This window comes from Phenylobacterium sp. (genome assembly GCF_013911965.1).
GTDB lineage: Bacteria > Pseudomonadota > Alphaproteobacteria > Caulobacterales > Caulobacteraceae > Phenylobacterium.
Genome location: NZ_JACESE010000019.1, coordinates 24,453 through 51,085 on the forward strand (window position 1 = coordinate 24,453; position 26,633 = coordinate 51,085).

At 70.2% G+C, this 26,633-nt stretch carries 39 protein-coding genes and 3 tRNA genes; 13 read left to right on the forward strand and 29 right to left on the reverse strand.

Going from position 1 to position 26,633, the window contains the following annotated elements; all coding sequences use genetic code 11:
* Positions 1-83 precede the first annotated feature (83 nt).
* From H2041_RS16315 to H2041_RS16330, 4 genes are all read right to left on the reverse strand, one after another.
* Positions 84-160, reverse strand: a tRNA-His gene (locus tag H2041_RS16315).
* Positions 161-301: 141 nt separating this feature from the next.
* Positions 302-1,009, reverse strand: a complete 708-nt coding sequence (locus H2041_RS16320; RefSeq protein ID WP_293414499.1) for an energy transducer TonB — start codon at positions 1,007-1,009, stop codon at positions 302-304.
* Between the two features lie 12 nt (positions 1,010-1,021).
* Positions 1,022-1,453 (reverse strand): biopolymer transporter ExbD, encoded by a 432-nt coding sequence (locus H2041_RS16325; protein ID WP_293414501.1) that lies wholly within the window; start codon positions 1,451-1,453, stop codon positions 1,022-1,024.
* 5 nt (positions 1,454-1,458) lie between these two features.
* Entirely contained in the window at positions 1,459-2,367 is a 909-nt protein-coding gene (locus H2041_RS16330) for a MotA/TolQ/ExbB proton channel family protein (RefSeq protein WP_293414503.1), read from the reverse strand.
* Positions 2,368-3,067: 700 nt separating this feature from the next.
* Here H2041_RS16330 and H2041_RS16335 point away from each other — a divergent pair.
* The gene (locus tag H2041_RS16335) at positions 3,068-3,715 is read left to right on the forward strand and encodes a hypothetical protein (protein WP_293414505.1); all 648 of its coding nucleotides are present in this window, start codon (positions 3,068-3,070) and stop codon (positions 3,713-3,715) included.
* A gap of 91 nt (positions 3,716-3,806) precedes the next feature.
* Here the strand turns inward: H2041_RS16335 and H2041_RS16340 are convergent.
* From H2041_RS16340 to H2041_RS16395, 12 genes are all read right to left on the reverse strand, one after another.
* Positions 3,807-3,882, reverse strand: a tRNA-Phe gene (locus H2041_RS16340).
* Between the two features lie 75 nt (positions 3,883-3,957).
* Complete coding sequence (locus tag H2041_RS16345) at positions 3,958-4,125, reverse strand: DNA gyrase inhibitor YacG (RefSeq protein ID WP_293414507.1); 168 nt, start codon at positions 4,123-4,125, stop codon at positions 3,958-3,960.
* On the reverse strand, positions 4,122-5,162 hold the full coding sequence (locus H2041_RS16350; RefSeq protein ID WP_293414509.1) for a ribonuclease E/G: 1,041 nt from the start codon (positions 5,160-5,162) through the stop codon (positions 4,122-4,124). Before H2041_RS16350 ends, H2041_RS16345 begins: the two co-directional genes overlap by 4 nt.
* Positions 5,159-5,749, reverse strand: a complete 591-nt coding sequence (locus H2041_RS16355; protein ID WP_293414511.1) for a nucleoside triphosphate pyrophosphatase — start codon at positions 5,747-5,749, stop codon at positions 5,159-5,161. Before H2041_RS16355 ends, H2041_RS16350 begins: the two co-directional genes overlap by 4 nt.
* 17 nt (positions 5,750-5,766) lie before the next feature.
* Positions 5,767-5,985 (reverse strand): translation initiation factor IF-1, encoded by a 219-nt coding sequence (gene infA / locus H2041_RS16360; protein WP_293414513.1) that lies wholly within the window; start codon positions 5,983-5,985, stop codon positions 5,767-5,769.
* A gap of 113 nt (positions 5,986-6,098) precedes the next feature.
* On the reverse strand, positions 6,099-6,557 hold the full coding sequence (locus H2041_RS16365) for a low molecular weight phosphatase family protein (protein ID WP_293414515.1): 459 nt from the start codon (positions 6,555-6,557) through the stop codon (positions 6,099-6,101).
* A 5-nt stretch (positions 6,558-6,562) separates the two neighbouring features.
* Entirely contained in the window at positions 6,563-7,042 is a 480-nt protein-coding gene (locus tag H2041_RS16370; RefSeq protein ID WP_293414517.1) for a UPF0262 family protein, read from the reverse strand.
* 135 nt (positions 7,043-7,177) lie between these two features.
* Complete coding sequence (locus H2041_RS16375; protein WP_293414519.1) at positions 7,178-7,807, reverse strand: SH3 domain-containing protein; 630 nt, start codon at positions 7,805-7,807, stop codon at positions 7,178-7,180.
* A 106-nt stretch (positions 7,808-7,913) separates the two neighbouring features.
* Positions 7,914-9,203, reverse strand: coding sequence for a histidinol dehydrogenase (gene hisD, locus H2041_RS16380; protein ID WP_293414521.1), 1,290 nt, complete (start codon positions 9,201-9,203; stop codon positions 7,914-7,916).
* A gap of 57 nt (positions 9,204-9,260) precedes the next feature.
* Entirely contained in the window at positions 9,261-9,695 is a 435-nt protein-coding gene (locus H2041_RS16385; protein WP_293414523.1) for a DUF2948 family protein, read from the reverse strand.
* Positions 9,688-10,983, reverse strand: coding sequence for a UDP-N-acetylglucosamine 1-carboxyvinyltransferase (gene murA / locus H2041_RS16390; RefSeq protein ID WP_293414525.1), 1,296 nt, complete (start codon positions 10,981-10,983; stop codon positions 9,688-9,690). The genes H2041_RS16385 and murA overlap by 8 nt, the downstream gene beginning before the upstream one ends.
* A 97-nt stretch (positions 10,984-11,080) precedes the next feature.
* Positions 11,081-11,242, reverse strand: a complete 162-nt coding sequence (locus H2041_RS16395) for a hypothetical protein (RefSeq protein WP_293414527.1) — start codon at positions 11,240-11,242, stop codon at positions 11,081-11,083.
* A gap of 106 nt (positions 11,243-11,348) precedes the next feature.
* Between H2041_RS16395 and H2041_RS16400 the strand changes: the two genes are divergently transcribed.
* Together H2041_RS16400 and H2041_RS16405 are read left to right on the forward strand one after the other, a co-directional pair.
* A tRNA-Thr gene (locus H2041_RS16400) sits at positions 11,349-11,423 on the forward strand.
* A gap of 92 nt (positions 11,424-11,515) precedes the next feature.
* The gene (locus H2041_RS16405) at positions 11,516-12,073 is read left to right on the forward strand and encodes a DUF2239 family protein (protein ID WP_293414529.1); all 558 of its coding nucleotides are present in this window, start codon (positions 11,516-11,518) and stop codon (positions 12,071-12,073) included.
* A 160-nt stretch (positions 12,074-12,233) separates the two neighbouring features.
* On the opposite strand, the gene H2041_RS16410 is transcribed toward H2041_RS16405, so the two are convergent.
* Complete coding sequence (locus tag H2041_RS16410; protein ID WP_293414531.1) at positions 12,234-12,611, reverse strand: hypothetical protein; 378 nt, start codon at positions 12,609-12,611, stop codon at positions 12,234-12,236.
* The gene (locus tag H2041_RS16415; protein ID WP_293414533.1) at positions 12,608-13,069 is read right to left on the reverse strand and encodes a D-Ala-D-Ala carboxypeptidase family metallohydrolase; all 462 of its coding nucleotides are present in this window, start codon (positions 13,067-13,069) and stop codon (positions 12,608-12,610) included. Before H2041_RS16415 ends, H2041_RS16410 begins: the two co-directional genes overlap by 4 nt.
* Before the next feature lie 570 nt (positions 13,070-13,639).
* On the opposite strand from H2041_RS16415, the gene H2041_RS16420 reads away from it, so the two are divergent.
* Positions 13,640-13,834, forward strand: a complete 195-nt coding sequence (locus H2041_RS16420) for a hypothetical protein (RefSeq protein WP_293414535.1) — start codon at positions 13,640-13,642, stop codon at positions 13,832-13,834.
* 16 nt (positions 13,835-13,850) lie between these two features.
* Here H2041_RS16420 and H2041_RS16425 read toward each other — a convergent pair whose 3' ends face one another.
* Positions 13,851-14,240, reverse strand: a complete 390-nt coding sequence (locus H2041_RS16425) for a GFA family protein (RefSeq protein ID WP_293414537.1) — start codon at positions 14,238-14,240, stop codon at positions 13,851-13,853.
* A 266-nt stretch (positions 14,241-14,506) separates the two neighbouring features.
* Here H2041_RS16425 and H2041_RS16430 point away from each other — a divergent pair, with 266 nt between their 5' ends.
* Together H2041_RS16430 and rpiB are read left to right on the forward strand one after the other, a co-directional pair.
* Positions 14,507-15,508 (forward strand): phosphoribosylaminoimidazolesuccinocarboxamide synthase, encoded by a 1,002-nt coding sequence (locus H2041_RS16430; RefSeq protein ID WP_293414539.1) that lies wholly within the window; start codon positions 14,507-14,509, stop codon positions 15,506-15,508.
* Between the two features lie 11 nt (positions 15,509-15,519).
* The gene (gene rpiB, locus H2041_RS16435; RefSeq protein ID WP_293414541.1) at positions 15,520-15,969 is read left to right on the forward strand and encodes a ribose 5-phosphate isomerase B; all 450 of its coding nucleotides are present in this window, start codon (positions 15,520-15,522) and stop codon (positions 15,967-15,969) included.
* Between the two features lie 20 nt (positions 15,970-15,989).
* On the opposite strand, the gene H2041_RS16440 is transcribed toward rpiB, so the two are convergent.
* Positions 15,990-16,529 carry a DUF805 domain-containing protein gene (locus H2041_RS16440; RefSeq protein ID WP_293414543.1) on the reverse strand — a complete coding sequence of 180 codons (540 nt, stop codon included), beginning with the start codon at positions 16,527-16,529 and terminating at the stop codon, positions 15,990-15,992.
* A gap of 39 nt (positions 16,530-16,568) precedes the next feature.
* Here H2041_RS16440 and H2041_RS16445 point away from each other — a divergent pair, with 39 nt between their 5' ends.
* Positions 16,569-16,697, forward strand: coding sequence for a hypothetical protein (locus tag H2041_RS16445; protein WP_293414545.1), 129 nt, complete (start codon positions 16,569-16,571; stop codon positions 16,695-16,697).
* A gap of 228 nt (positions 16,698-16,925) precedes the next feature.
* On the opposite strand, the gene H2041_RS16450 is transcribed toward H2041_RS16445, so the two are convergent.
* The 3 genes from H2041_RS16450 to H2041_RS16460 are packed head-to-tail and all read right to left on the reverse strand — an operon-like array spanning position 16,926 to position 18,090.
* On the reverse strand, positions 16,926-17,519 hold the full coding sequence (locus H2041_RS16450; protein ID WP_293414547.1) for a hypothetical protein: 594 nt from the start codon (positions 17,517-17,519) through the stop codon (positions 16,926-16,928).
* A gap of 11 nt (positions 17,520-17,530) precedes the next feature.
* The gene (locus tag H2041_RS16455; protein ID WP_293414549.1) at positions 17,531-17,752 is read right to left on the reverse strand and encodes a hypothetical protein; all 222 of its coding nucleotides are present in this window, start codon (positions 17,750-17,752) and stop codon (positions 17,531-17,533) included.
* Positions 17,749-18,090 carry a hypothetical protein gene (locus H2041_RS16460; RefSeq protein WP_293414551.1) on the reverse strand — a complete coding sequence of 114 codons (342 nt, stop codon included), beginning with the start codon at positions 18,088-18,090 and terminating at the stop codon, positions 17,749-17,751. The genes H2041_RS16455 and H2041_RS16460 overlap by 4 nt, the downstream gene beginning before the upstream one ends.
* An 89-nt stretch (positions 18,091-18,179) precedes the next feature.
* Between H2041_RS16460 and H2041_RS16465 the strand changes: the two genes are divergently transcribed.
* The 6 genes from H2041_RS16465 to H2041_RS16490 all read left to right on the forward strand — a co-directional run bounded on the left by H2041_RS16465 (position 18,180) and on the right by H2041_RS16490 (position 22,766).
* Positions 18,180-18,824 (forward strand): peptidase S24, encoded by a 645-nt coding sequence (locus H2041_RS16465; protein WP_293414553.1) that lies wholly within the window; start codon positions 18,180-18,182, stop codon positions 18,822-18,824.
* 46 nt (positions 18,825-18,870) lie between these two features.
* Entirely contained in the window at positions 18,871-19,284 is a 414-nt protein-coding gene (locus H2041_RS16470) for a hypothetical protein (protein WP_293414555.1), read from the forward strand.
* A 57-nt stretch (positions 19,285-19,341) separates the two neighbouring features.
* Entirely contained in the window at positions 19,342-20,169 is an 828-nt protein-coding gene (locus H2041_RS16475; protein ID WP_293414557.1) for a phytanoyl-CoA dioxygenase family protein, read from the forward strand.
* A gap of 94 nt (positions 20,170-20,263) precedes the next feature.
* The gene (locus H2041_RS16480) at positions 20,264-20,734 is read left to right on the forward strand and encodes a MarR family transcriptional regulator (RefSeq protein WP_293414559.1); all 471 of its coding nucleotides are present in this window, start codon (positions 20,264-20,266) and stop codon (positions 20,732-20,734) included.
* Positions 20,731-22,200: an MFS transporter gene (locus H2041_RS16485; RefSeq protein ID WP_293414561.1), complete on the forward strand. Its 1,470-nt coding sequence runs from the start codon at positions 20,731-20,733 to the stop codon at positions 22,198-22,200. The genes H2041_RS16480 and H2041_RS16485 overlap by 4 nt, the downstream gene beginning before the upstream one ends.
* Positions 22,201-22,247: 47 nt before the next feature.
* The gene (locus tag H2041_RS16490; protein WP_293414563.1) at positions 22,248-22,766 is read left to right on the forward strand and encodes a hypothetical protein; all 519 of its coding nucleotides are present in this window, start codon (positions 22,248-22,250) and stop codon (positions 22,764-22,766) included.
* Between the two features lie 4 nt (positions 22,767-22,770).
* Here the strand turns inward: H2041_RS16490 and H2041_RS16495 are convergent, their stop codons facing one another.
* Genes H2041_RS16495 through H2041_RS16520 form a run of 6 tightly spaced genes read right to left on the reverse strand, consistent with a single transcriptional unit; the run spans position 22,771 to position 26,633 of the window.
* The gene (locus H2041_RS16495; protein ID WP_293414565.1) at positions 22,771-23,547 is read right to left on the reverse strand and encodes an acyl-CoA thioesterase domain-containing protein; all 777 of its coding nucleotides are present in this window, start codon (positions 23,545-23,547) and stop codon (positions 22,771-22,773) included.
* A 43-nt stretch (positions 23,548-23,590) separates the two neighbouring features.
* Positions 23,591-24,004, reverse strand: a complete 414-nt coding sequence (locus H2041_RS16500) for a Na+/H+ antiporter subunit G (protein ID WP_293414567.1) — start codon at positions 24,002-24,004, stop codon at positions 23,591-23,593.
* A gap of 5 nt (positions 24,005-24,009) precedes the next feature.
* Positions 24,010-24,279, reverse strand: coding sequence for a K+/H+ antiporter subunit F (locus H2041_RS16505; RefSeq protein WP_293414569.1), 270 nt, complete (start codon positions 24,277-24,279; stop codon positions 24,010-24,012).
* Positions 24,276-24,767, reverse strand: coding sequence for a Na+/H+ antiporter subunit E (locus H2041_RS16510; protein WP_293414571.1), 492 nt, complete (start codon positions 24,765-24,767; stop codon positions 24,276-24,278). The genes H2041_RS16505 and H2041_RS16510 overlap by 4 nt, the downstream gene beginning before the upstream one ends.
* Before the next feature lie 10 nt (positions 24,768-24,777).
* On the reverse strand, positions 24,778-26,292 hold the full coding sequence (locus H2041_RS16515) for a monovalent cation/H+ antiporter subunit D (protein ID WP_293414573.1): 1,515 nt from the start codon (positions 26,290-26,292) through the stop codon (positions 24,778-24,780).
* Positions 26,289-26,633: a Na+/H+ antiporter subunit C gene (locus tag H2041_RS16520; RefSeq protein WP_363245032.1), complete on the reverse strand. Its 345-nt coding sequence runs from the start codon at positions 26,631-26,633 to the stop codon at positions 26,289-26,291. Before H2041_RS16520 ends, H2041_RS16515 begins: the two co-directional genes overlap by 4 nt.

Here is a 26,633-nt window from a genome sequence, read left to right on the forward strand (position 1 = left end):
CAGCCGCAAGGCCGCCGGCCCGGATGCGGAAGGTCCTGCTGGCCGGGAAACGAAAAAGGCCTGATTGCTCAGGCCCTTTGCGATGGTACCGCCTCCCCGGTTCGAACGGGGGACCTCCAGAGCCACAATCTGGCGCTCTAACCAACTGAGCTAAGGCGGCGTGTCGCGAGGGGTAGGTTTCTAGTGGCCGCGCCGGCTCCGATCAAGCGCGATCGCACGCGCCGGAGCCCCGCTTCCAAAGAAAAACCCCGGAAGCCGAAGCTTCCGGGGTTCTGCTGTCTTGTCGACCTCTCCGGCCGCCCTATTCGGGCAGGCGGAAGGAGATCGGGATCCGCACCGTGCCGCCTTCGACGGGCGAGCCGTCGGCGGTCCGGGGCCGCATCCGGAACAGTCGGCTCATCCGCAGGGCGGCGGAGCCGAAGTCCTGGTCGCCGGGGCTTTCCTCGACGACGGAGCAGTTCTCGAGCGTCCCGCGCGCCGTCACCGAGCAGTTCAGGACCACCCGACCCTCGACCCCCATCCGCTGGGCGCGGTCGGGATAGTAGCGGGCCATGTCTTCCCCACTGGGCAGACGGGCCCAGTCCGGGTTGGTGATCACCGAAGGCCGCGGCGGCGGCGTCGGCGGAGCCGGAGCCGGCGGCTTCGGCTGCTCGATCCGCTTCTCCACCGGGGGCACCGGCAGGGGCGGGATCGACGGCGCATCGATCGGCGGCGTCACCGGCGGCCGAGGCTGAAGCTTCGGCGGCGGCGGCGGCGGCGTGTTCGCCGGCGGCGGCGGAGGCGGGGGCGGCGGCGGCGGCGGCGGAGCGGGCTTCACGATCGCCACGTCCGTCACGTCGTCCGAGTACTCCCGATACTCCGGCTCGAACTTGGTCTTGTAGAGATAAAGACCAAGCGCGATGTGCACCACGACCGAAACGATGATCGCGATGATGGCGCCGTTGCTCTTCCGCTTGCGCGGGGCGTCGAAGACGCTGTGGTGGTGAACGGTGTCACTGCTGTCAGACATGCGTCACCCCCCTCAATTGTCTTCTTCGCCGATGAGCGCCACGCTGTAGAACCCGTTGTCCTGAAGCATGTTCATCACGCCCATGAAGTCACCATACATGGTGTCCTTGTCGGCGCGGATGAAGATGCGCTCCTTCTCCGGGTTCCGCGTCCCGATGTTGTCTCTCAGATCGTCGCCGAGGGCAGAGAGATCGGTGCGAAAGTCACCGATGTAGACGCTGCCGTCGGACTGGATCGAGATGTACACCGGTTTCGGTGGGTTCGGAGACGGCTCGGCGACAGCTGGCGGAAGAGCGACCTGGATCGTCACGCTGGCCAGCGGGGCCGCCACCATGAAGATGATCAGGAGAACCAGCATGACGTCCACGAAGGGCGTCACATTGATTTCGCTGTTCTGCTCGATGTCGTACTTGCCGCCCCCAGAACCTGAGATTTTAGCGGCCATTGGGATTAGGCCCCCTTGTCGAGCTGCCGGGAGATGGCGTTCATCAGCTCAGCGATAAACCCTTCCGTACGGGCGCCGTAGGCGGAAATGCGGGTCTGGAAGTAGTTATAGAAGATAACCGACGGGATAGCGGCGAACAGACCCATGCCGGTCGCCAGCAGGGCTTCGGCGATGCCGGGCGCCACGACGGCCAGGTTGGTCGTGTTGGTGTTCGCGATGCCGATGAACGAGTACATGATCCCGTACACCGTACCGAACAGACCGATGAACGGACCGTTGGAGCCGACGGACGCCAGGAACTGCATGCCGCTCGACAGACGCTTGGTCAGCGAGGCCTGCACGCCGCCCACGGCGGACATGGCGCGGGTGATGGTGGTTTCGCGGTGCTCGCCGGTGACGCTCAGGCCCGCCTGACGCGACACTTCGACTTCCTGCACGGCCGCAGCGGCCATGTCGGCCAGCGGGTTGCCTTCGAACTCGTCCGACATGGCGACGCGGCCGATGTCGTTGATGTTCTTCGAGCCGCGGAACGCTTCGAGGAAGCGGTTGGTCTGACGCTCCAGGCCGCCGAACTCGATCAGCTTCGTGATCAGCAGGGTCCAGGAGAAGATCGACGCCAGGGCCAGACCGATGAGCACGGCCTTACCGACGGGCTGGGCGTCGATGAACATCTGCATGATGGTCAGTTCGCCAGCATGCTCGATCTCGGTCGGAGCGGCTTCTTCGGCCGGCGCTTCCGCCGCGGGGGCGGCTTCGGCCGGAGCAGCTTCGCCTTCGGCCGCGGGATCGGCCGGAGCCTCGGCGGCGGCCGGATCAGCCGGAGCCGCGTCTTGCGCGAACGCCGGCGCGCCCATCACCAGCGCAGCCGCGCCAATGAGAGCGATGAGGGGGGTCTTCCGTTTATTGTCGAGCATCTGTCGCCAGTTCCTAATGGTCTAGCACGTTTGGACCGAGGGTCGTCGCGCGAGAGCGTCTCCACCCTAGTTGAACAAGCCCGGCGCGGACATCGTTAGAACGACCTCCGGCCGGAACCGCTTTCGCTGCACCCGACCCGTAGCGCCCGATTTCCACAATCCTGTGAAAATGAGCGCCCCGATTGGGCGAGGCGAGACCGTATCCCAGAGGAACACGGACCCTCACCGCAAAGTTAGACGTGCGGCGAGGCTCCTTTGGCAACCCCCAAACGGAGCGTCAAGTGGCGTCAACCTCAGCTAACCGCTGATAACCGCTTCCGAAATCCGGGTACTGCTGCAGCGCACAACATGAACCGCCAGCATTACTTGGCGTAATTCAACTGGTCGACGAAAAGTAATGCTGCAGTGCAGCATGCGCGACCGAACGACGGTCGGCCAATATGGCGGGAATCTGGCGAGAATCGACGCCGTCGCGCTTAGCTTTTGCGCACTCGCAACGTCGGGGCGGCAAATGGGCGGGCCTCCGCCGCCAGTCAAGCCGGCGACGCCGCCATCGCCCGAATTCGCTTCAGCCTGTCACCGATTTGTCGCGCCCGATGTGAGCCAGATCAAACGGCCAGTGGGCTGGGGAAGCGGGAGCGGGCTTTCGTGCGGTCCCGGACGCTTCCCGAACCGCCCTTGATCGTGCGACCTTCACCTCATGTCGCGCGATGTGGTCATCATTCCCGGTCTTGCCAGATTGCCGTCCGAGCTGTCGGCCTACGCAGACCTGGGCCGCATCATTCCCCTACCAGGGCAGGGCGCGCCGGTCCTTCCGGAGATGACCTTCGCCGGCATCGTTTCCAGCCTGCGCTTGCAGATACCTGCGGGCGCGTTCGTCGTGGGGGAGAGCCTTGGCGGGCTCATCGCCCTCGGACTGCCAAACCCCGTGCTGGCGATTGACCCGCCTCTGACGACAAGCAAGCAATGGGCGCTCCAGATCGCTGCGCGCGACATGGCGCGGCGGATCGCAAAGCGTCCCTTCGACGACCTCCTCGCCAACGTGTTCGGCTACATGCCGGACGGCGGGCTTGAGGAGCGAATCTATTACGGCCTGCTCGAACGACGCCAGCCGACGCACATTTTGACTGGGGACCTGCCGCTCTTCCCCGGTCATCTGCCCGTGCCGCAGCCCTGCTTGCTCGACGATGTCGACCGCTACATGCTGCAGCGCGCGGGCGTCCCGGTTCACCAGATATCCGGCCCCCACGCCCTGATGGATGCCAACCCTGCAGCCGTTCGTCAGGTGATCCTCGAGGTTCGGGAAGCCCTTCAGGGCGCCCTTGAAGGTCACAACAGCGGCGATTGAAAACTGAGGCCCGATTGGGCGGGGTGCGAAGCGCGATAAGAACGCTTCCGTCCCGATGGGGAGGTCGCTTCGCAAAGTCTCATGGGAAGGATGGTGCCTGGGGGCGGATTCGAACCACCGACACGCGGATTTTCAATCCGCTGCTCTACCAACTGAGCTACCCAGGCGTAGGCCGCCGACGCGGGAGCCGCGTCTATAAAAGAGCCGTCCGCCGAAGTCCAGCGCTGTGCGACGGCTTCTTTTCAGCGCTCTTCGTCATCCTCGCCGACCTCGTCCTCCTCGGCCGCAGGAAGGGCGTAGCCGCCGGAAAACCACCGCTGCAGATCGACGTCGGCGCAGCGTTTCGAGCAGAAGGGGCGGATGGCCGGATCGGTCGGCTTGCCGCAGATCGGGCACTTGGGGCGGCTCATGATGCGCTGACCTCGAACGCCTCACGCCCCCGCCCCGCCTCGGGCGAAACCTCAAAACGGCGACCGATCCTTCCGGCCAGGCTCTCGAGAAGCGGCGCGGCCGCCTCGGCCACGGCCGGAGCGCATCGCACCTGAAGCCGCGCGCCGGGATTGGCCGCCGCCTCGGCCTCCATCCGCCGGATCAGGCGCTGGGCGAGGCTGCGGTCGGTCAGCCGGCCGCCGGCGTCGCAGAGCGTGTCGAGCACCGGCGCCGCGCGGCGCGGCACGGTCAGCTCGATCGTCCCGAACCGGCTGACCGGCCCGATGGCCACGCCGGGATTGTCCGGCTGGAAGGCGGCGCGCATGGCGTTCATCAGCGCCGTGCCGTCATGGCCGCGGCCGGCCAGGTCGAACACCACCAGTCCCCCCTGCCCCTTCAGCCTCAGAAGCCGCGCGCCCTCGGTGATCGCCGCCAGATTGGCCTGGCGGGTGACGCGCTTCACCTCCGCGCCCTTGCGGTCGCCCACATCGACGTCGATCGAGGTCAGAGCCCGCGTCGTCTCGATGGCGATCGTCCCTCCGCCCGGCAGCGGATGGACCGTCTGCAGCGCCTCGGCCTCGGCCTCATCGGCCAGGGCGCGGGCCTCGGGGCCGGTGACGGGATCCTCGTCGCCGACGAAACCGGCGAGAACCTCGGTCAGATCCGGCGCCTGGGCGAGCAGGGCCGGCTCCCCCTGGGCGGGCCCAAGCGCCCGCAGGGTGGCGAGCTTCCCGGCGCGCGGCTCGACGCGGATCTCCACCTCCAGCGCCTCGCCCTGGCGAGGCCGGGCGTCCGGCTTGAAGGGGAGGATGGCCTCGGCGCCCTCGCCCAGGTCGAGGAAGGCGATCCCCAGCTGCGGCTCCACATGCCGCACCCGGGCGCGCAGGCGGGCGCCCAGACGCAGCCGCTGGGGCGCGTCGTCGCGGACGACGAAGAGGCGTTCAGGACGATCGTCGAGGAGCACCCCGCCCCGGGTTTCCCCGAGGCCGCGGTCGATGAAGCTGGCGCGTCGGCTCATGCGCCCTGATAGCCCAGTCCGCGCAGCAGGTTGAGCGTTTCATAGAGGGGAAGCCCGACAACCGCCGGATAGGAGCCCTGCAACGAGGTCACGAACGCCCCGGCTCGGCCCTGGATTCCATAGCCGCCCGCCTTGCCGAGCCCCTCGCGGTTGGCGACGTAGGCGTCGATCTCGAAGGCGTCCAGTCGCTTGAAGCGGAGCCTAGTCTCGACGAGCCGCGAAGCGTGCCGCTCGCCGGGCGCGGCCACGGCGACGCCGGTGTAGACCCGGTGCGACCGTCCGGAGAGCAGGCGCAGGCAGGCGCGGACTTCGGCGTCGTCTTCCGCCTTGGGCAGGATGCGCCGCCCCACGGCTACCACCGTGTCGGCGGCCAGGACGAGGGCGTCGGGGTGGGCCGGCGCAAGCGCCGCGGCCTTTTCCCGGGCCAGGCGCTCGGCCAGGGCGCGCGGGGTCTCGCCAGACCTCGGCGCCTCGTCGATGTTCGACGCCATGACCAGGTCGGGGGTGACGCCGATCTGGTTGAGCAGATCCAGCCGACGCGGACTGGCCGAGGCCAGCACCAGGCGCGGTGAGTGCGGAGAAGCCAATGGACCGCCGGACCTGCTCAGCGGACCCGGAAGGTGATCCGGCCCTTCGTGAGATCGTAGGGGGTCATCTCGACGAGGACCTTGTCCCCGACCGCCACGCGGATGCGGTTCTTGCGCATCTTGCCGGCGGTGTGGGCGATGATCTCGTGATCGTTTTCGAGCTTCACGCGGAACATGGCGTTGGGCAGCACCTCGCTGACCACGCCCGGGAACTCCAGCAGTTCTTCCTTCGCCATGCAGGCTCCATGGGCGGCGAACACCTAAACGAAAGGCCCGCGCCGGGAATCGGGCCGCGAGCCGTTCGCCTGCAAATTATACCGTAGCTTCCTGAGGCCGGTAGGCGCCGCCGTCAAGCGCTTCCGAAGCGCTCGCGAAGCCTTGCGGCCAGGGCGTTGCGCACGTCCCGATAGGCCTCCAGCCGGTGCTCGCGCGAGCCGCCCGCCAGGGTCGGGTCGTGGGTCGGCCAGTACTCGATGTCGACCGCGCGGTGACGCGTGAGCTCGACGGCGCGGTGCTGGGCCTCCGGCGTCAGGGAGATGACAAGGTCGAACGAGCCGTCCTCCAGTTCGTCGAAGGTCTTGGGCGTGTGGCGGGACAGGTCGCAGCCGATCTCGGCCATCACCGCCTCGACGAAGGGGTCGGCGCCTTCGGCCCCCTCCTCGGCCTTCAGGCCGCAGCTGTCGACGAACACCCGATCGCCCAGCATCTTCTTCAGAAGCGCCTCGGCCATGGGCGAGCGCACCCGATTGAAGTTGCAGGCGAACAGGACGGCGCCGGGCAGCGGCGGCGGGTCGGACTCCGAAGCCATCGGGTTCAGGTCCGGTGGTGCAGGGCGCAGATGAGGGTGAAGAGCCGCCGCGCCGTGTCGAGATCGGTCTCGATCTTGCCCGACAGCCGGGTGCGCAGAAGCTCGGAGGCCTCGTTGTGCAGGCCGCGGCGCCCCATGTCCAAGGCCTCGATCTGCTGCGGCGTCGCGTTGCGGATGGCCTGGTAGTAGCTCTCGCAGATGAGGAAGTAGTCCTTGATCAGCGCCCGGAACGGCGAGAGCGACAGGATGTGGCGCTTCTCATAGCCGGGCCCCCGGACGTCGAGCACGAGGCGGTTCTCCATCAGCCCCATGCGCAGGTCGTAGGGACCGCCCTCCGCCCCCTCGGGCGCGAAGTGGTTCTCCTCCAGCAGGTCGAAGATAGCGATCTGCCGTTCCTGCTCCTGGTCGCGCGAGATCGCGCCGAGGGATTCCTCGTCGATCTCGACGCTCTGCAGGCGGTGGTTGTTCGGGTCGTCGTCGGCCATGACGCTCGGGCGAAGTTCTTGCCCAAGCTTTATTGCAAACCACCCCGTGCCGTCATCCCTGCCGGACATCCCCGTGCGCGCGAAAAAGCCCCCGCCGCGATGCGACGGGGGCCAATTGCGGCGCGGAGGCCGGGATCAGTAGCGGTAGTTGGCGTAGCGGTAGCCTTCCGGCTGCACATAGGCGCCGTGGACATAGCCCACGCCGACGCCGTTCTGGCCCACCAGGACCCAGTCCGAGCCCCGAACCTGGGCCAGGGCTTCGAATCGTTCGCCGGCGCGAAGCTGGCCGACGCGGGCGCTGCCGGTGGTCGGGGCGGCGCGCAGGTTCACCGTGGTGCGCGCCACCATGTAGCCGCCGCCGCCATAGTAGCTGGCCGGGGCCAGACTGCGGTCGAGGCGGTAGCCGCCGTGGCTGTAGGTGGCCGGCTGGTTGTAGTCATAGCCGCGCCCCTGGGCGTAGCGGCGATCCTGGTCGTCGTGCTGCAGCTTGCAGCCGATCGCCGAGCCGGCGGCCGCGCCGACCACCGCCCCCAGGGCCGTGCCGGTCCCGCGGTCGTTCTTGGCGAGGTTCGAGCCGGCCGCGGCGCCAAGCAGCGCGCCGATCAGGGCGCCGCCTTCCTGCTTGCCGCCCGAGGCTTGGCAGCCGAGCACGCCGCCGAAGTTCTGCGCCTGGGCCGCAGGCGCCCCGACGCCCAGGACCATGGCGCTGGCCAGGACGGCCGCCGCCGCGCCGGTGGTGAATTTGGAAACAGTCTTGTTCGGCATGGGTGCGCCTCCATCAGATCGATTTCGACGGGCCATCTCGACCCTACGAAGCGACCTTAGGCGCCCGCGCCTGAACAGGCGCCGGAACGGGCCTGACAGGAACCGTTCAGCTTTTCGTCTGGCCCAGGCGCAGGGCGGCGGAGCGGGCGTGGGCCGGCAGCCCCTCAGATTCCGCCAGCGCCACGGTGGCTGGCCCAAGCGCGGCGAACGCCCGCTCGTCGCACTTCACGATCGAGGTGCGCTTGATGAAGTCGTAGAGGGAAAGGCCGGAGGAGAAGCGCGCCGCCCGGCTGGTCGGCAGCACGTGGTTGGAGCCGGCCACATAGTCGCCGATGGCCTCCGGCGTCCACCGCCCCAGGAACATCGCCCCGGCATGTCGCACCCGCTCGGCCAGGGCGTCAGGATCGGCGACGGCGAACTCCACGTGCTCGGGCGCGAGCCGGTCGACCAGCGCCGGCGCCTCGTCCAGGGGGGCGATGATGATCGCGCCGTGGTCGCGCCAGGACTGGGCCGCCGCTTCCCCCGTCGACAGCGTCTTGAGCTGCGCCTCGATCTCGGCGGCGACGGCCGCGCCGAAGGCGGCGTCGTCTGTGATCAGGATGGATTGCGCGGCCGGATCGTGCTCGGCCTGGGACAGCAGGTCGGCGGCGATCCAGTCGGCGCGGTTCTGTCCGTCCGCCACGACGACGATCTCGGACGGACCGGCCAGGGCGTCGATGCCGACGACGCCATAGACCCGGCGCTTGGCCGCCGTGACGAAGGCGTTGCCCGGCCCCACGATCTTGTCCACGGGCTTGATCGGTCCGGCGCCATAGGCGAGGGCCGCCACGGCCTGGGCCCCGCCGACGCGCCAGATCTCCGTCACGCCGGCCGCCTGGGCGGCGGCCAGCACCGCCGGCTGCAGCTTGCCCGGCGGGGTGACCATGGCGATGCGCGACACGCCCGCGGCCGCAGCGGGCACGGCGTTCATCAGGACTGTGGAGGGATAGGCCGCGCGTCCGCCGGGCACATAGACGCCGACGGCCTCCAGCGGGCTCCAGCGCCAGCCCAGTTCGGCGCCGGTCTCGTCGACGAAGCGGGCGTCCGCCGGACGCTGCCGCTCGTGATAGGCGCGGATGCGTCCCGCCGCGAGTGCGATGGCCTCACGCACCTCCGGCGCGCAGGCGGCGGCGCCTTGCGCGATCTCCTCCTCGGTGACCCGCAGATTGCTCTCGTCGACCTCGGCCCGGTCAAACTGCCGCGCGAATCGCAGCACCGCCGCCAGGCCCTCGGCCTTCACTGCGGTCAGCACGTCGCGGACGATCGCCTCGACGTCTTCCGGCGTCTCGCGCCGCGCATCGGCGAAGGCGGCGAAGGTCTGGGCGAAGTCGGGCTGGGAGAAATCGAAACGGCGCATGGCGCCGCTATTTAGTGGTCCGCAGGCCGTAGCGCCATGGGGCGCGTGCTGCGGGCCTCAGTCCTCGTGCCGCGGGCGCCTGCGCGTCGGCCAGGGCTCCGAGACGTCGGCCATCAGAACGTCGAGACACTCGACCATCACCCGCATTTCCCCGCCGCCGGCGAAGGTCAGCACCGCGGTCCCGCCCGGCGGCTCTTCCGCCGGCTCGAAGCCGATCGACAGCAGTTCGACGACCGCGTCGGGCGCGTCCGAGCGAAGGCGCCGCGCCTCGACGCGCTCGACCGATCCGAACTGCACCGCCGCGCGCACGCGGCGGCCGCCGCCGCACTCCCAGCAATAGCGGTTGAAGCTCAGGGTCAGCCGCCGCGCCTTCTGTTCGAAGCGAATGTCGCCGATCTTGCCCACCGCATCCTGCAGGGCCGCCGAGATGACCTGCAGGTCCCCGGCGTCCTGGGCGAGGAGCTTCAGCGGCTTGAAGACACGATCAGGCATCCAGCACCGCCGCGCCTTCGCCCGGGATGCGGCGCACCCGGGCCCCGCACGCGCCGAGCTTGGCCTCGAGCCGCTCGAAGCCGCGATCGAGATGATAGACCCGGCTCACCGTCGTCTGCCCCTTGGCCGCCAGCCCGGCGATGACCAGGCTGACCGAGGCCCGCAGGTCCGTCGCCATCACCTCGGCCCCGTTCAGCGCGCCGACGCCGGAGACGCGCGCCTCGCCGCCGCGGATCTCGATGTCCGCCCCCAGCCGCGCCAGTTCTGGCGCGTGCATGAAGCGGTTCTCGAAAATGGTCTCGCGGATCACCGAGCGTCCCTCGGCCAAGGTCATCAGGGCCATGAACTGGGCCTGCAGGTCGGTGGCGAAGCCCGGATAGGGATCGGTCTCCACCTCGACAGCCTTCAGGCGGGCGCCGTTGCGCTTGATGGTCACGCCGTCGTTGTGGCGGGTCACGCCGACGCCGGCCTCCTCCATCTTCTCCAGCAGATTGGCGATGAAGTCGCTGCGCGTGCGGGTGATGCGCACCTCGCCGCCGGCCATGGCCGCGGCCATGGCGTAGGTGCCGGTCTCGATCCGGTCGGGGATGACCGCATGGGTCGTTCCGCCCAGTCGGCTGACGCCCCGGACATGCACCTCCGACTGGCCTGCGCCCGTGATCTGGGCGCCCATCTTGTTCAGGCAGTCGGCCAGGTCGACGATCTCGGGCTCGCAGGCGCAGTTGCGCAGCACCGTCTCACCCTCGGCCAGGACGGCCGCCAGCAGGGCGTGCTCCGTCGCGCCCACGGACACGAACGGGAAGGTGATCTCCGCGCCGGTCAGGCCGCGCGGGGCCTGGGCGTAGACATAGCCCTCGTGCAGGTCGATGTGCGCGCCCAGCGCCCGCAGCGCCTCAAGGTGCAGGTCCACCGGCCGCGCGCCGATGGTGCAGCCGCCCGGCAGCGACACCTTCGCCTGGCCCGAACGGGCCAGCAGGGGCCCCAGCACGTTGAACGAGGCGCGCATCTGCCGGACGAGGTCGTAGGGCGCGATCGCGCTGACGATCTCCGGGGTCTGCAGAATGGTCTCTGCGCCGTCCGCCCCGTCCCGTTCCTCGACCTCCGTCCCCAGACGCGAGAGGAGCTGACCCAGGAACCGGGTGTCGGCCAGGCGCGGCATATTGGTCAGGCGCAGCGGCTCGTCGGTGAGCAGGCTGGCGGCCATGAGCTTGATCGCGGAGTTCTTGGCGCCGCTGATGGCGATCTCGCCCTCCAGACGCGCGCCGCCTTCGATGGCGATTCGGTCCAAAACCCCCTGCCCTCGCTGACGCCGCATCTTCTGCGGCGGTGAACAACCCAGAGGCGCTTCTAGCGTGGCGGACCGCCCGCGCAAAGCGGCGCTCCGCTCACGAACGCTTGTCGTCCCCGGTTTCGGAGGGCGCGTCGCCGCGCGGACCTTCGCTCTTCGCCGGCGCCTTGCGCCGCCGCAGGTTGGCGCGCAGGGCCTGTGCGAGCTTGGCCTCGCGCTCGGCCTCCGGCGTGGGCTTCGGCTTGTCGTTCCCCGTCATGTCCGCGTCGTTGCGGCGCATCCGATTTGCCGTCAAGGGCGAGAAATCCGGATTTGGGGGCTTCACGGCGCCCGCGGCTTTCGTTATAGCGCCCGCCTCGCCTTTCGCCGCCGTAGCTCAGTGGTAGAGCGCATCCTTGGTAAGGCTGAGGTCGGCAGTTCAATCCTGCCCGGCGGCACCATGTCTCCCCGGCCCAGCGGGTCGGGGAGACGCCACTCCCAAAATCATCCGGGTCTTATTGACGGCGCGCCTTGTGGACGGCCAAGTGCGTCCATGACGACCTTCACCGCTTTCGCCGGCGGTGCGCGCATCGCGCACGGATCGGCTTGCGAGGTGGCCCTGGCGCTGAGCGCGCTCGCCCCCGATGCGCCCCCGCCGCTGGTCCTGGACGACGCCACCGGCAAGGCCGCCGACCTCGATCTGCGCGGCGGACCCGAGGCGATCCGGCGCCGCTACCCGGCGCCCGAAGCTCCGGAGCCGAAACCCGGCCGCGGGCGGCCGAAGCTCGGCGTCGTTCCGCGCGAGGTCACCCTCCTGCCCCGCCACTGGGAGTGGCTCGCCCGCCAGCCTGGCGGCGCCTCGGCGGCCCTTCGCCGACTCGTCGAGTCGGCGCGCCGCGAAGGCGGCTCGGCCGAGGATCTCCGTGTGCGACGCGAGCGCGCCTACAGCGCCATGGCGGCCCTCGCCGGCGATGCTCCGGGGTTCGAGGAGGCGAGCCGCGCCCTGTTCGCCGGCGATCGCCCGCGGCTGGAGGCGCAGATCGCGATCTGGCCCGGCGACATCCAGGCCTATGTGCTCGCCCGCCTCGACGACTCAGCGGCCCTCGACTGAGCGCGCCTCCAGCGCGTGCTCAGCCGCATGCGTGTCCACGGCGAGCTTCCGAGCCGCGTCGCAGGCCACCAGTTGCGCGCCTCGCATCACATAGCCGATCTCCAGATCGGCGAAGCTCGGAGCTTCAGGAAGGACGTAGAGGGCGCACGGCCTTTGCGCCTCAAGGGGCATGGAGAGCTGCGGCGCAGCCCTCGAGAGCGGGAGCTGCGGCGCACAGCTGGCGATCGGCCAGGCGCAGGCGGTCAGCACGATCAGGATCAAGCGGCGCATTCGCGTCCTCCGCGTTCAGGGCCTTCGGAATGGCGGCCGCGGCGATCCGCTCGGCGGCGCGCACGGGAACCTGCTGGGCCGCGACGCGGGCGGCGGCGTCCCGTTCGCCCTCCGCCTCCAGGGCGTGCCGGTCCGCCGCCGACTGCGCGGCGGCCACCTCGGCCCGCAGGCGCCGCGACGCATCGGCGCGTCCATCCAGATAGAGGGCGAGCCCACAGATCAGCAGAACGCCCGCGAGGCTCGCCCAGAGCGTGAGGCGCCAAGTCATGGGCGCAGCCCCGCCCGATAGCGTCCGCCCTCGTAAGTCATCACCTGGCGCCGCCAGCGGCCGCCCAGGCCCAGATGCACCCAGCGGCCGTTCTCCTCTATCAGCTGGTCGAACCGCAGATCCGAGGCCGCGATCGCCCGGCAGATCTCGCGCGGCGTCCCGAAGGCCGGGCAGATGAAGTCCGCCGCCTCCCCCCGCATGTGGGCGCTGGTCGCCGAACCGCCGACCGCGCGGTTCACCTCCGGCGAGCGATAGCCGCTCGTCACCAGGATCGGGCGGTTCCCAAGCAGGGCGCGCACCGTCTCCAGAATCCGGGCCGTCTCCGTCAGCCGCGTCAGCACGGGCGGCGGCGGATCATTCGACAGTCCGCGCTGCTGCGTGGCGGTCAGTTCCTCCAGCGGCGCCAGGGCCGCCACCGCCTCGCGCGGATCCTTCCGCCTGCGAACCGCCCGCGCCATCGCCACCTCACTCTTCTGAAAACCAACGGGGCCGTCCGCCCCGCGCCCGCTCCGCGCCTCACGAGAGGCGCGCCGATGGCTCCTGGAGCCGGGCGCGGGGCTCCTGCGGCGCATGAAGAAGCCGCCGCCCCGGGCCTCGTCCCATCGCCGCCGCCCGCGGGGGAGGACACGAACGGCAGCGGAACATCAGGCGCGCGTCCGCGGCCGGAGCTTGAGAGGACGCTCCAGCGCCGCCTGCGCCATCAGCGCAGCCGCCACACCTGACTTTGCGAAAACCCGGAAAACCGCGAGGCGAACCCGCCCCGCCGCGGCGTCCCTCAGCGCCTCAGACGCAAGAACGACCCATACCCAGAAGCTACCAAATCCTCAGGGGAATGCAAGAACATTTAGAGAACATCTCAGCGAACGCCAATGACGCCCATTCCTGCTTGCGCCGCTTGGTGGACCTCCTCATGCTCCGGGCGGACTGACGGGGAAGGGTAAGATCGGCTGGCCGCGTCGCAAAGGGAACACCACCCCGAGGCTCGACCGGTGGCTGGCGAGCCGGGCATATCCCCTGAAGGAGATCACATGTACCAGTGTTGCTTCTGCGGCGAATCCATTTCCCGGAAGGACGCGGGCGCTGTCTCCATCGGCATCTGGACGATCCAACGCAAGGATCCGCCGGGGCAGAACGTGTTCGCGCACAATCGCTGTCTTGCGGAGAAGTTCGGGCCGACGCTGCACCCCTCCGTGCCGTTCGATGCAGAGGCCTTCCTCGACTGAGCTCGCGGGCCGCCGCTCAACGCGACGCATAAGCCGCCATCAGCCGGCCGAAGTCCGCCGGCTGCGGGAAGCCCGCGAACCCTTCCACCGCTGGCGTGCTCGCCCAGGGCAGCTTCTCAGCCGTCATCGTCTCCATGAAGGGCTCCAGCCCCGAGGGGTCGTCGAACAGGGTCGAGCGGACATTGACGAAGCCCTCGGCGCCCTCCGGCCGCGTGAACATCCAGCTCATGCAGTGCGGGCAGAAGAAGTGCCGCGTCGCCCCGTGCAGCCCGCCGATCACCGGCTCGCCCGCCGTGACCTCGAAGTCGTCGGCGGCGAAGAGCGCGCTCAACGAAAAGGCGCTGGCCGTCATCTGCTGACAGCCGCGGCAATGGCAGGCCATCGTCACCTTCGGCGCCCCGCTCACGCGAAACCGCACCTGGCCGCACCGGCATCCGCCCTCTCGCGACATCGTCCCCATGGCCCTCGCCTCCTCAGCTTCAACCGCCCGCCATGTGCGCAGCCGAAGGCGGAGCCGTCCAGGGCGGGGATCGCTCCTGACCGCGGCGTCCCCGGCGGCTCTCAGATTGGGCTTGAGCTGGAGCCTCGCTCCAGGCTCATAAGGCGCTGCGCCGCGAGGCGCCCAGAGACAGACCGCCCCTTCCGACCCTGCCGAGACTGCGAGTCGCCGCCATGCCCACCATCGACGAAGCCCGCCTCTCGGCCAGCGCCCATCAGGTCCTGCGCGAGGCCATCGACCCGGCCCTGCCCGGCCTCTACCGCGGCAAGGTGCGCGACAATTACGACCTGCCCGACGGCCGGCGCATCCTGGTCACCTCCGACCGCCTGTCGGCCTTCGACCGCGTGCTCTGCCACATCCCGTTCAAGGGCCAGGTGCTGAACGGCGTCGCCCGCTGGGCCTTCGAACAGACCGCCGACATCTGTCCCAACCATGTGCTCGACTATCCCGACCCCAACATCGTCGTCGGCCGCCGCCTGCAGATCCTGCCCGTCGAGATCGTCGTCCGCGGCTACCTCGCGGGCACGACCAGCACCTCGATCCTGACCATGTACAAGGCCGGCCGCCGCCAGATGTACGGCCAGACCCTGCCCGACGGCCTGAAGCCCAACCAGGCGCTCGACCGCCCGATCATCACCCCCACCAGCAAGGCCGACGACGGCGCCCACGACGAGCCGCTGACCGCCGACGACATTCTCTCGCGCGGCCTGCTCACCCCGTCCCAGTGGGATCAGATCGGCGAAACCGCGCTGGCCCTCTTCGCCCGCGGCCAGGCGTTGGCCGCCGAACGGGGGCTGATCCTGGCCGACACCAAGTACGAGTTCGGCCTCGACGCCGACGGGACCCTCCGCCTGGCCGACGAGATCCACACCCCCGACTCCAGCCGCTACTGGCGCGCCGACACCTATCCCCAGCGCCTGGCCGCCGGCGAACGTCCCGACAGCTTCGACAAGGACGTCATCCGCGACTGGGTGGCCGCCCGCTGCGACCCCTATGCCGACGCCATCCCCGACATCCCGCCGGAGCTGATCTGGAAGACGGCGCTCACCTATGTCGAAGCCTATGAGCGGATCACCGGCCAGACCTTCGCCCCGCCGAAGCCGACGCCGCCGGTGCAGGACCGCGTGATGGCCGCCCTGGCGAAGTTCCACGACGCCGCTTCCGCGAAAGCCTGAGCCGCCCGCCCATGACGCCGAACCGACGGATCGTCCTCTCCAGCGACCACACGGCCATCGCCCTGCGCCAGGCCATCGCCGCCCACATCGCCGACCACGGCTGGGAACCCCTCGACATCGGTCCCACGACGCCGGACAGCACGGACTACCCTCGCCATGGCGAAGCCGCCGCCCGCCGCGTCGCCTCCGGCGACAGCCGCTTCGGCATCATCCTCTGCGGGACAGGCCAGGGGATCATGATGGCCGCCAACAAGGTGAAGGGCGTCCGCTGCGGCGTCTGCGCCGAGCCCTATTCCGCCGCCATGATCCGCGCCCACAACGACGCCAACATGCTGGCCCTGGGCGCCCGCGTCGTCGGCCAAGCCCTGGCGCTCGCCATCGTCGACGCCTTCCTCACCACCGATTTCGAAGCCGGCCGCCACGCTCCGCGCGTGGAGATGATCAAGGCGCTGGAGGGGTAGGATCGCGGCCGAAGATGATCCTATCGCCGTTCGCCATAGCGGTTCGGCCCGGGGGAGCCTGGCAAGGCGAGAAGGACGATCAGCCCAAGCACGGCGAGCCCGTAAAGCGCATGCGCCGCTGCCGCACTGTCGAACAGCCAGTGTGTGGGAAAGTCCTCGTACCACGTGACCCAGAAGGCGCCCATGCCGTATTCGGCGAACGGAATGGGGAGCAGTCCCCAGCGCGCCGAGCGGCCGATATCATGAAGGCGCCGCGCGACGGCGGCCGCCATCAGAGCGTAGTAGCTGACGGTCGTCAGGAGCGTGAAAAGCATGAACTTCTGCGTCGCGGCGTCGAAATGCTCGTCTAGCCGGTCCAGCAGTTCGCTCGACGGCTCTGCGCCCGCTTGAATGGCGAACATGGCCTCCATCAGCGGATAGGTGATCAGAACACCCCCCGCAAAGCCCACCGAGACGTACAGCCCGAGGACCATGGCGGCGAAGAGCCAGAACTCCCCCAGCGTATCCCGTCCCCCAAAATCCCGCAGCCGGCGGAAACCGCCGATAACCTCATTCCGCATGCCCGCACCCCCGCCTGATGCGCGTATGTAGAGCGCAGCTTGGCCATTCGGACCAGCCCGCTGAGCCACCTCGGCGCCTACGGCGTCATCTCCATCGCCAAATCCCCCAGCACCGCATCGATCGTCCGCCGCCCCGCCGCGGCGATCGCCTCGTTCTTCCCGCGATAGTAGGAAGCGCCAGCACGCCCTCGATCAGGGCCCAGGCCCGCCCGCGCCGCCAGGTGGCCGCGGCGCCCGCACGGCCAGTTCCTCGCCCAGCCGGCACATGTCGTGATCGGCGCTGTCGGCGCTCACGCGCGAAACCGCCCGCGCGACAGCCCTGGGGCCTCGTCATCAGCTATGTCGTCGATCCCTCCGGCGTCCTCTGACACGTCGCCCAGCGCCGCCCAGGCGAGATCAGCGACTAACAGCGCACTCATCCCCCGCCAGCAGGTCGAGCGCCACGCCGAGCAGCGCCTCCAGTTCGATCACCGCGCGTTCGCCTCGCGCCGCCTCGCGGGGGGTCAGCTCGCGGCCGCAGACGAGGTCGCAGGCGGCGACGAGTTGCGGCTGGTTCCACAGGCGCGTGCGGAGCGCCGCGAGCCGCGCGGCCGCCTGGGCCGAGCCTTCGGCGGCCATCAGCAAGACCTCCTCCCGCGCGCCCGGCCCAGCGGGGCCCCCACCGCCCGGTCGCACGTCGAGGGTGGAGCGGATCGCCCCCTCCCGCGCCGACCGGCGATAGAGGACGCCGTATCGCTCGCCCGCGCTCTTCTGCCGGGCGCTGATCTTCCCCTTGCGCGCCAGCCAGTCGAGCCCCGCCTGGCGCTTGTAGGGCGTGGCCCGCGCCGCATGGGCCGGCGCCTCGAACGCCGCGCCGCGGGCGGCCGACAGGGCCACCGTCTCGGCCACGCCCGCCTCCACCGCTGCGGCCTCGGCCTTGGTGCGGGCCCGCCGCTCGGCCGCCAGCAATTGTTCCCGCGCCCGCAGCGCAGGGTCGAAGATCCTCGCCATCGCTGTTCCCCCTATGGCCGGCCGCGGGAGACCACGGCGTCGGCCAGCCGGTAGACCGCCTCGCCGGCCGCCCGGTCCCCCTCCAGGATCACCAGGCCCGCCGCCGTGTGGGCCAGCAGCTCCTTCAGGAACTGCGCCCGCGCGCCGGGCGTGCGATCGCCCAGGGCGCGGGCCACCAGGGCGCCGGCGTCCTCGGGCGCGCCCTCCGCCGCCCCTTCTATCGCCACCCTCATCGCGAAGCCTCCGGCCAGACGAGCGGCAGGCCGACGCAGACGCCGGTCCGGCCGATCCGCCGCTCGGTCAGGGCGGGAAAACCGCCCTGCCCCATCACCGCGGCCACATGCCTGTCGTGCCGGGCGAACTTGGGCTGCGCCTCGCCGGCGCCCCGCGCCACCTGGCCGCGGAAGGCCTTCTCCATGTTGCGCATCGCCCGCGGGCCGAGGCGGAGAAAGGCGCCGGCCTGGGCCGAGGTGGCCCCGCCTCGCCGCAGGTTCGCATAGTCGCCGAGGGCGGGCAGGCTGGGCGGCTTGGACTTCGGGGCCGCCGCCCGGATGTGATCTGACGTTTCCATGGCCTGAGTGTATTTTTCATACATACAGCCGACAAGCAGAAACTGTAGGTTATTTACAGCCGCCCACAGGTCCGCTAAGTCTGGCGACCATGGACAAGCCGTCAGACCGACTGCGCCAGGCGAGGCTCGAGGCCGGCTATGAGACCGCCGCCGCGGCGGCCGAAGCCTTCGGCTGGAACCGCAACACCTACGCCTCCAACGAGAACGGCAACGCCCCCTTCTCCTTCCGGCGCAGCAAGGAGTATGCGGCCGCCTTCAAGGTGCGGCCCGAATGGCTCTACGACGCGCTGGGCCCCATGCGCGATTCCGCCCGCGAAGGCTTCGTCCCGATCCTCGGCCATGTAGGCGCAAACCCCGACGGCGTCGTGCTTTTCGCCACGGGACAGGAGCCCACCGACCTCGCCCCCATCCCGCCGGGCGGCACGACCCGGGCCCGCGCCCTGCGGGTCGTCGGCCATTCCATGCGCGGCCTCGCCGACGACGGCGCCCTGATCTATTTCGAGGACCAGCGCACCCCGCCCACGCCCGACATGCTGGGCCATGTGGTGGTGGTCGAGGTCGACACCGACGAGGTGCTGGTCAAGCGCCTGCTGCGCGGCTCGCGCGCCGGCCTCTACGATCTGGAAAGCGTCGCCGGCCCCACGCGCCAGGACGCCCGCCTGCGCTGGGCGGCCCACATCACCGCCATCATCCCACCCTTCCAGGCCCGCCGGATCATCCAGAGCGCCCTCTGAGCGGCTTTTCCTTGCCGTTGATTGTATGTAAGATACAATCCCGCCTGTGAGCGCTCCACCCCCACCCCGGCACGACGAGATCCTGGCCCGGCTGGCGGCCCGCGACCAGGCCGCCTGGGCCGCCGGACAGGCCGCGCGCCGGACGGGCGCCGTCTGGTCGGCCCTGACGCCGGACCCCCGCCGCCGACGCGACGCCGACCAGCTCAGGGCCGCCGCCGAAGCCGAACACGCCGCCCGCCGCGCCTGGCGTGACAGCCCTCAGGGCCGGCTGAAGACCGCCCTCTCGGCGCTGCAGCAGGCCGCCCGCGCCCTCGATCACCGCGCCGAGGCCCTGCGCGAGGCCGCCAGCCGCGACCCCACCCTCGCCGCCGAGGTCTGGCCGCGACGCCGCGACGACCTCCGGCGCGACGCCGCCCGCCTCCGCCAGGCCCTGCATCAGCTCCTGCGCGCTCTCCGCTGAGCCCGTGCTATCCTGCCCTTCGACGCGTCCGCAGAGGCGCGCGAGGAGAGGACGCCCATGCAGACCCCGGCCTTCGACGCCGACGCCCATGCCCAGCGCATAGAGGCGGACGGCTACACCATCATCGAGGACTTCCTCGGCGCCGACCAGCTCGCCCGCGTCCGCCGCGCGCTCGCCCCGCACCTTCGGAGCCGCCACGGCCGCAACGCCTTCGAGGGGTTCCGGACCGAGCGCGTCTACACCCTCGTCGCCCGCGGCAAGGTGTTCGAGGAGATGACCGAGGAGCCGCGCATCCTCGCCCTCCTCGACCGTTTCCTCCTGCCCGGCTATCTGCTGACCGCGAGCCAGGCCATCAACATCGAGCCGGGCGAGGCCGCGCAAGGCGTCCACTATGACGACGCCTTCTACAACCTGCCCCGCCCCCGCCCCGCGGCCAGCCTCAGCGTCATCGTCGCCGTCGACGACTTCACCGAGACCAACGGCGCGACCGACATCCTGCCCGGCAGCCACCGATGGAGCGACGAGGAGGTGACGGCCTTTTCGCTCCGCCCCGACGCGGCGGCCCAACTGAAGCCGGCGGTCATGCCCGCGGGTTCGGCCATGGTCTTCCAGGGCCACATGCTCCACCGCGGCGGCGCCAACCGCTCGGACGCGCCCCGCCTGGCGCTCACCAACCAGTACTGCCAGCCCTGGGGCCGCACCCAGGAGAACTTCTTCCTCGGCGTCCCGCGCGAACTGGTCCGCACCATGTCGCCGCGCCTTCAGGCCCTGCTCGGCTACAGCATCTGGCATCCCTTCATGGGCCATGTGACCGCCTCCCATCCGCTCAAGACGCTCGACGAAGCCTACCGGCCGCCGGTGCTCGAGGACCGCGTCGCCGACTGACCCGCCATGTCCCGCGGCGGCGCTTGACCCGGGGCGGGAGAGGCGTATGGAGGGCATATCAATAGTTCACAAACCTAACTAGATTCATTTGATCATGCCCCTGGCCGCCCTCGCCAAGGATCCTGCCGATCCCGACCTCCTGGCCGAAGCGCTGCGCCCGGCCATCCTTCGCGTCTCGCGGCGCCTGCGGCAGGAAGCGTCCAAGGCCGGGCTCTCGGCCCTCGACGTCCTCCTGCTGGTGGAGATCAAGCGTCAGCCCGGCGTCGGGGTCTGCGATCTCGCCGACGGCGAGAAGATGTCCCGCCCGGCCATGAGCGGCCACGTCAAACGCCTGGAGGCCGCCGGCTGGATCAGCCGCATCAGCGACGCCAAGGACGGCCGCCGCTCCGGCCTCGCCATCACCGAGGCCGGGCTGAAGGCGCTGGCCGAGACGCGCCGCCACCGCAATGACTGGCTCGCCGCGCGCCTGGCCCACCTTAGCCCCGAGCAGCGCGAGGCTCTCGCCGCCGCCGCCGGGCCCCTCCTGGCGCTGGTCGAGACCCAAGGCCCGGAGGCCGCGCGGTGAGCGAGATCTCCACCACCGACAGCCCGCCGGAGGTTGCGCCGGCCCAACCCGTGGACAAGTCGACCGCCGCCACCCGCGGCTGGCTGGTGCCCGCCATCATCGGCTCGGCCCTGATGATGCAGACGCTGAACGCCACAGTGCTGTCCAACGCCCTGCCCACCATGGCCCGCGAGCTCGGCGAGGATCCGCTGCGGCTGAACCTCGCCATCACCATGTACCTGCTGGCCGCGGCGGTCTTCCTGCCGATCAGCGGTTGGGCGGCCGACAAGTTCGGGGCGCGGCGCATCTTCATGGCCGCCATGGTGCTCTACGCCCTCTCCTCGGCCGCCTGCGGCTTCGCAAATTCGCTCACCGAACTCGTCGTCGCCCGCCTCTTCCAGGGGGCGGCCGGGGCCATGATGGCGCCGGTGGGCCGCCTCGTCCTGTTGCGCACGACGCCGAAGAACGAGCTGGTCGGCGCCATGTCGGTGCTCACCATGCCGGCCCTGCTCGGCCCGGTGCTCGGCCCGCCCGTCGGCGGCTTCGTCGTCACCTTCTGGGACTGGCGCTGGATCTTCTTCATCAATCTCCCGATCGCCGCCATCGGCGTCCTGCTGGTGGCCCGCTTCGTGCCCAATGTGGCGGTCCAGAACGCCCCGCGCCTGGACTGGTTGGGCATGATCCTGACCGGCTTCGGCCTGGCCGGCGTCATCTTCGGGTTCGAGAACCTGGGACGGGACATCCTGCCCTTCCCCCTGGTCCTCGCCCTGTTCCTGGGCGGCTTCGCGGCGCTCGGCCTCTACGCCTGGCACGCCAGGCGAACGCCCCACGCCATCCTCGACCTTTCGCTCTTCCGGCTGCAGACCTTTCAGGCCGCCATCGTCGGCGGCGCCTTCATGCGCATCGCCATGGGCGCCACGCCCTTCATGCTGGCCATGCTGCTCCAGATCGGTTTCGGCATGACCGCGTTGCAGGCGGGCCTCCTCACCTTCGTCAGCGCCGCCGGCGCCCTCATCATGAAGACGACGGCCCCGCCCATCCTGCGCCGCTTCGGGTTCCGCCAGGTCCTGGTGGTCAATGCGGTGATCACCGGCCTCTTCTTCATGGCCTATGCCCTCTTCAAGCCTACGACGCCCCACTGGATCATCATGGTCGTCCTCCTGGCCGGCGGCTTCTTCCGTTCGCTCCAGTTCACCAGCCTCAACGGCCTGGCCTATGCCGACATCGAGCAGGACCGCATGAGCCGCGCCTCGACCATGTCCAGCATGGCCCAGCAGCTCGTCCAGTCCATCGGCATCGGCCTGGCCGCCATGCTGATCCACCTGTTCACCCGCCTTGCGGGCCAGGCCGAACTGACGGCGGCCACGGTGTCGCCGGCCTTCCTGGTGATCGGGGCGCTCACCTTCGTTTCGCTGTTCTTCTACGTCCGGCTGCCGGACGATGCGGGGGACGAGATGAACAGCCGCGGGCGCATGGCCCGGCCTTGACCCCGGCCCCTGCCGTCCGTCCCATGGGCGGCAAACGGGAGACGCTCATGAAGTTCCTGGCCGGTTTCGCCGCCCCCGCCGCCCTCGCGCTCGCCGCCTGCTCGGAAGACCCGGCCCCGCCGGCGCCGGTCGAGCCGGCGGCCGAGCCCGCGCCGCCCGCCGCGCCGACCCAGCCCGGCCTCTCTTGGGACATGGCCTCCAGCGGCGAAGGGGTCGCCCTGGTCATGAGCGGTCCGGACGGAAGCCAGCGCCTCCATCTCGGCTGCACGCGCCACCCGCCCCGGCTCGTCCTGGTGGTGAACGATTTCAACCCGGTGGGCAGCGAGGAGCGTCTGACGGTCGGCCTGGACGAACAGCTCTTCGTCTTCGTGGCCGAGCCCACCGCGCCCGGCGCCGGCGTGCGCGCGACGACCGCCGTCTCCGGCGACTTCCTGGAGCGCCTGCCCCGCGCGGCGACCCTTGGCGCCGTCTACGGCGCGCAGGCATTCGGCCCGGTCCGCCCGCCGCCGCAGGAGATGGCGACGCGCTTCGCCGCCGAGTGCCGCCAGGCGGCCGGCCTGCCCTAGAGCCTTACGGCCGCCGACTCTGGGCCAGCGCCGCGCAGGCCGCAGATCCGATCGGGCCTTCCTCGTCGTAGAGGAAGCACTCGCCGATCGCCACGCCGTCGGTGGCGTGGTGATTGATGGTCTCGAAGCCCACCCACGGGGTCTTCGGCAGGCGGTGCAGATAGACGGTCACGTCGCTGTTGATATAGCCCAGCCCCTTGTCGCCGGCGTTGGCGAAGGGGCTCGCGAAGTCGGCGGCCACAGCCACGCGGGTGAACGGCGTCAGGGCCTCGCCCTCCACCAGCTCGCGCACCTCGCTCATCCAGGTCCGACGCTGGCCCGGCGTGCCGAAGCCGCCGGTGATCCGCCGCATCGCCCACATGCCGCCCATCCCCTCGCGGGCGTCCTCCGGCGGCGGGATGTCGGCCGGCGCCGGCGCGTCCCAGTTCGGCGGACTCCAGACATTCCCCTCCGGATTGGCCGTCCGGCGCAGGAACTGGCAGCTCGCCCGCGCCATGGGGGTCCCGCCGCTGATGAAGTCGGCCTCCACCAGCTTCAGGCGCCCGCCGGCGCGCACGACCCGCGTCGTCACCTCGATCTCGGAGAAGTCCGGCAGGCGGAACATGTCCACCGTCAGCCGCGCGGGCAGCAGGTCGGCCTCGCCATGCTCCTGCTCGATCACGTGGCCCAGCAGGCCGACGATGACGCGGCCGTGCAGCGACTTGGGATTCCACGGGCCCCGGCAGGCCGGGGTGGGCTGAAAGCGGCCATCCTGCCGCCGGAAGAAGGGTTCGTTCGCCATGACGGGCGCCATCCCTGCCGGATTCCGCGACCCAGGCAAGCGCTCAGCGGTTCAGATCGAGCTTCTCGCTGTCCTCGCCCTCGAAGGTCGCCCAGCCGCTCCCCACCCCGGTCTCCGGCAGTCCGGCGGCGATGTCGTCCATCGGGTTGGGGTCGATGCCCCGCCCCTGACGGTGCAGGTGGGCCTTGGCGATCATGTTGGCCGAGATCGGCGCGGTCAGGAACAGGAAGAGGGTGATCAGGAGTTCGTGGGCCGACCAGGCGCCCTTGAAGGCCGGGAAGAAGATCACCGAGGCGATCAGGCACGATCCGACCCCGAGCGTCGTCACCTTGGTCGGTCCGTGCAGCCGCGTCATCAGCGAGGGCATGCGCGTCAGCCCCCAGGAGCCGACGAGCGCGAAGAAGCCGCCGAAGACCAGCAGCGCCGAGACGAGGACTTCGAGGAGCGTCGACACCATGGCCCCTACTCCACCACGTCGCCGCGCAGGACGAACTTGCAGTAGGCCACCGTGCCGACGAAGCCGACCATGGCCAGCAGCAGGGCGGCCTCGAAATAGACCGGCGAGCCCATCTGGATCTGGATCAGCACGATCACCGCGATGGCGTTGATGGTCATGGTGTCCAGCGCCAGGACCCGGTCGGCCGTGGTCGGTCCGCGCAGCAGCCGCCACAGGTTCAGAACCATCCCCAGGCCCACACAGCCCAGGGCGAACAGCACGGCGGTCATGATCATAGGAAGATCCTCATCAGCCTGGCCTCGTAACGCGACTTGATCCGCGCCACCTCGCCCTCCGGGTCGCCGGTGTCCAGCGCGTGCACCAGCAGGACGCGCCCGCAGGAGGAAACGTCGCACGACACCGTCCCCGGCGTCATGCTGATCGTGCCGGCCAGGGTCGTGATCGCCTCGGGCGAGGTGAGCTCCAGCGGCACGACCAGCCAGTGGGAGCGGATGTCCTTGTTCCGGCGGAACAGCACCACCCCCGCCACCTGGATGCTGGCGGTGACGATGTCCCACAGGACCAGCAGGATGTAGAAGCCGTGCGACGGTCCGAAGCTCAGGCGCGGCCGGTCGGGCCAGAAGGGGCCGGTGATGATCGGGATCACCACCCCGACGATCACCCCCAGCACGACGCCGCCCACCGACAGCTCGTTGCTCAGCAGGACCCAGACCAGGATCAGGGTCACGGTCAGCGCGGGATGGGGCAGCAGTCGCTTCATCATGCCGGCCTCCTCACCGCCCCTTCAGCACGGCGGCGGCATAGTCCGCCGGATTGTAGAGCTGGGCCGCCGTCGCGTTCAGATAGGCCGTCACGGGACCGCCGGCGAAGGTCAGGCCGACCAGCAGCAGCAGCAGGGCGGCGGCCACGGCCGGCGCAGCGCCCGGCGCCACGGGCGCGGCCGCATGCAGCTCGCCGGTGGTCTCCCGGCTCTTCCAGAAAATGGCGCTGCCGGCGCGGGCGAAGGCCAGCAGGCCCAGCACCGTCGTGCCGAGCACGAAGCCCCAGACCCACCAGCCCCCCTCGACGCCGCGCATGGCGTCGAGCACCAGCAGCTTGCCGGGGAAGCCCGACAGCGGCGGCAGGCCCACGACCGCCACGGCCGCCAGCATGAACAGGGCCGAGAGCACGCCGGCCTGCACGAAGGGCGGACTCGGCGCCAGGGTGTCGCCATAGTCGCCGCGCCGGGCGGCGATGATGTCGACGATCAGGAAGAGGGCCGCCGTCGCAAAGGTCGAGTGCGGCAGATAGTAGAGCGCCGCGGCCGTGGCCTGGGGCGAGAAGACCGCGATGGCGCAGAGCAGCGTCCCCATCGATCCGATCACCGAGAAGGCCGCCAGGTCCCGCAGTTGCCGCGCGGCCAGGACGCCGAGATAGCCGATGGCCAAGGTCGCCAGCGCCGCCGGCAGCAGCCAGGGCGACGGCGCCCAGGCCAGTTCGCCGGCCGCCTCGCCGAAGGTCAGGGTGGTGAAGCGCAGGATGCAATAGGCGCCGACCTTGGTCATCACGGCGAAGAGCGCGGCCACGGGCGCGGTGGTCGAGGCGTAGGTCCTGGGCAGCCAGAAGTGCAGCGGGACGAGCGCCGCCTTCAGGCCGAACACGGCGATCAGCAGCAGGCCTCCGGCCAGGATGAGGCCATGGTCGCCCGGCGGCGCCTCGGCCACCCGCTGGCCCATATGGGCCATGTTGAGCGTGCCCGTCGCCCCGTAGAGCAGGCCGACGGCCACCAGGAAGAGCGTCGATCCCACCAGGTTGATGACCACGTACTGCACGCCCGCCTTCAGCCGCGCCGCGCCGCCGCCGTGCAGCATCAGGCCGTAGGAGGCGATCAGCAGCACCTCGAAAAAGACGAACAGGTTGAAGACGTCGCCGGTGAGGAAGGCGCCGTTCAGGCCCAGAAGCTGGAACTGGAAGAGCGGATGGAAGTGCCAGCCCTTGCGGTCGATGCCGGTCACCACCGCATAGGACATGACCGCCAGCGCCAGCAGGCTGGCGATCAGCACCATCATGGCCGACAGCCGGTCGAGCACCAGCACGATGCCGAAGGGCGCCGGCCAGTCGCCGAGTTCGTAGGTCTGAATGGCGCCGGTGTCGGCCTGCACGACCAGCGCGCAGGCCAGCCCGACCAGGGCGGCGCAGGCGCCGATGGACAGCGCCCGCGAGGCCGCCAGCCGCCGGCGCAGGAAGAGCAGCATCAGGGGCGCCAGCACCGCCGGCAGCAGGATGGGCGCGATCAGCCAGTGGTTCACGGCGCCGGCTCCGCGGGGTCGGCCTTGCCGTCGACCTGGTCCGTGCCGGTCTCAAGGAAGGTGCGCAGGGCGAGCACGACCACCAGCGCCGTCATGCCGAAGGAGATGACGATGGCCGTCAGCACCAGGGCCTGGGGCAGCGGGTCGGTGTACTCGGTGATCCCCTTCTCGTAGAGCGGCGGCCGGTCGATCAGCAGCCGTCCCGACGCGAACAGGAAGACGTTGATGGCGTAGGACATGAAGGCCAGGCCCAGCACCACGGGGAAGGTCCGGCCGCGCAGCACCAGGTAGATGCCGCCCGCCGACAGCACGCCCACCGCGCTGGCCACCAGGAATTCGAT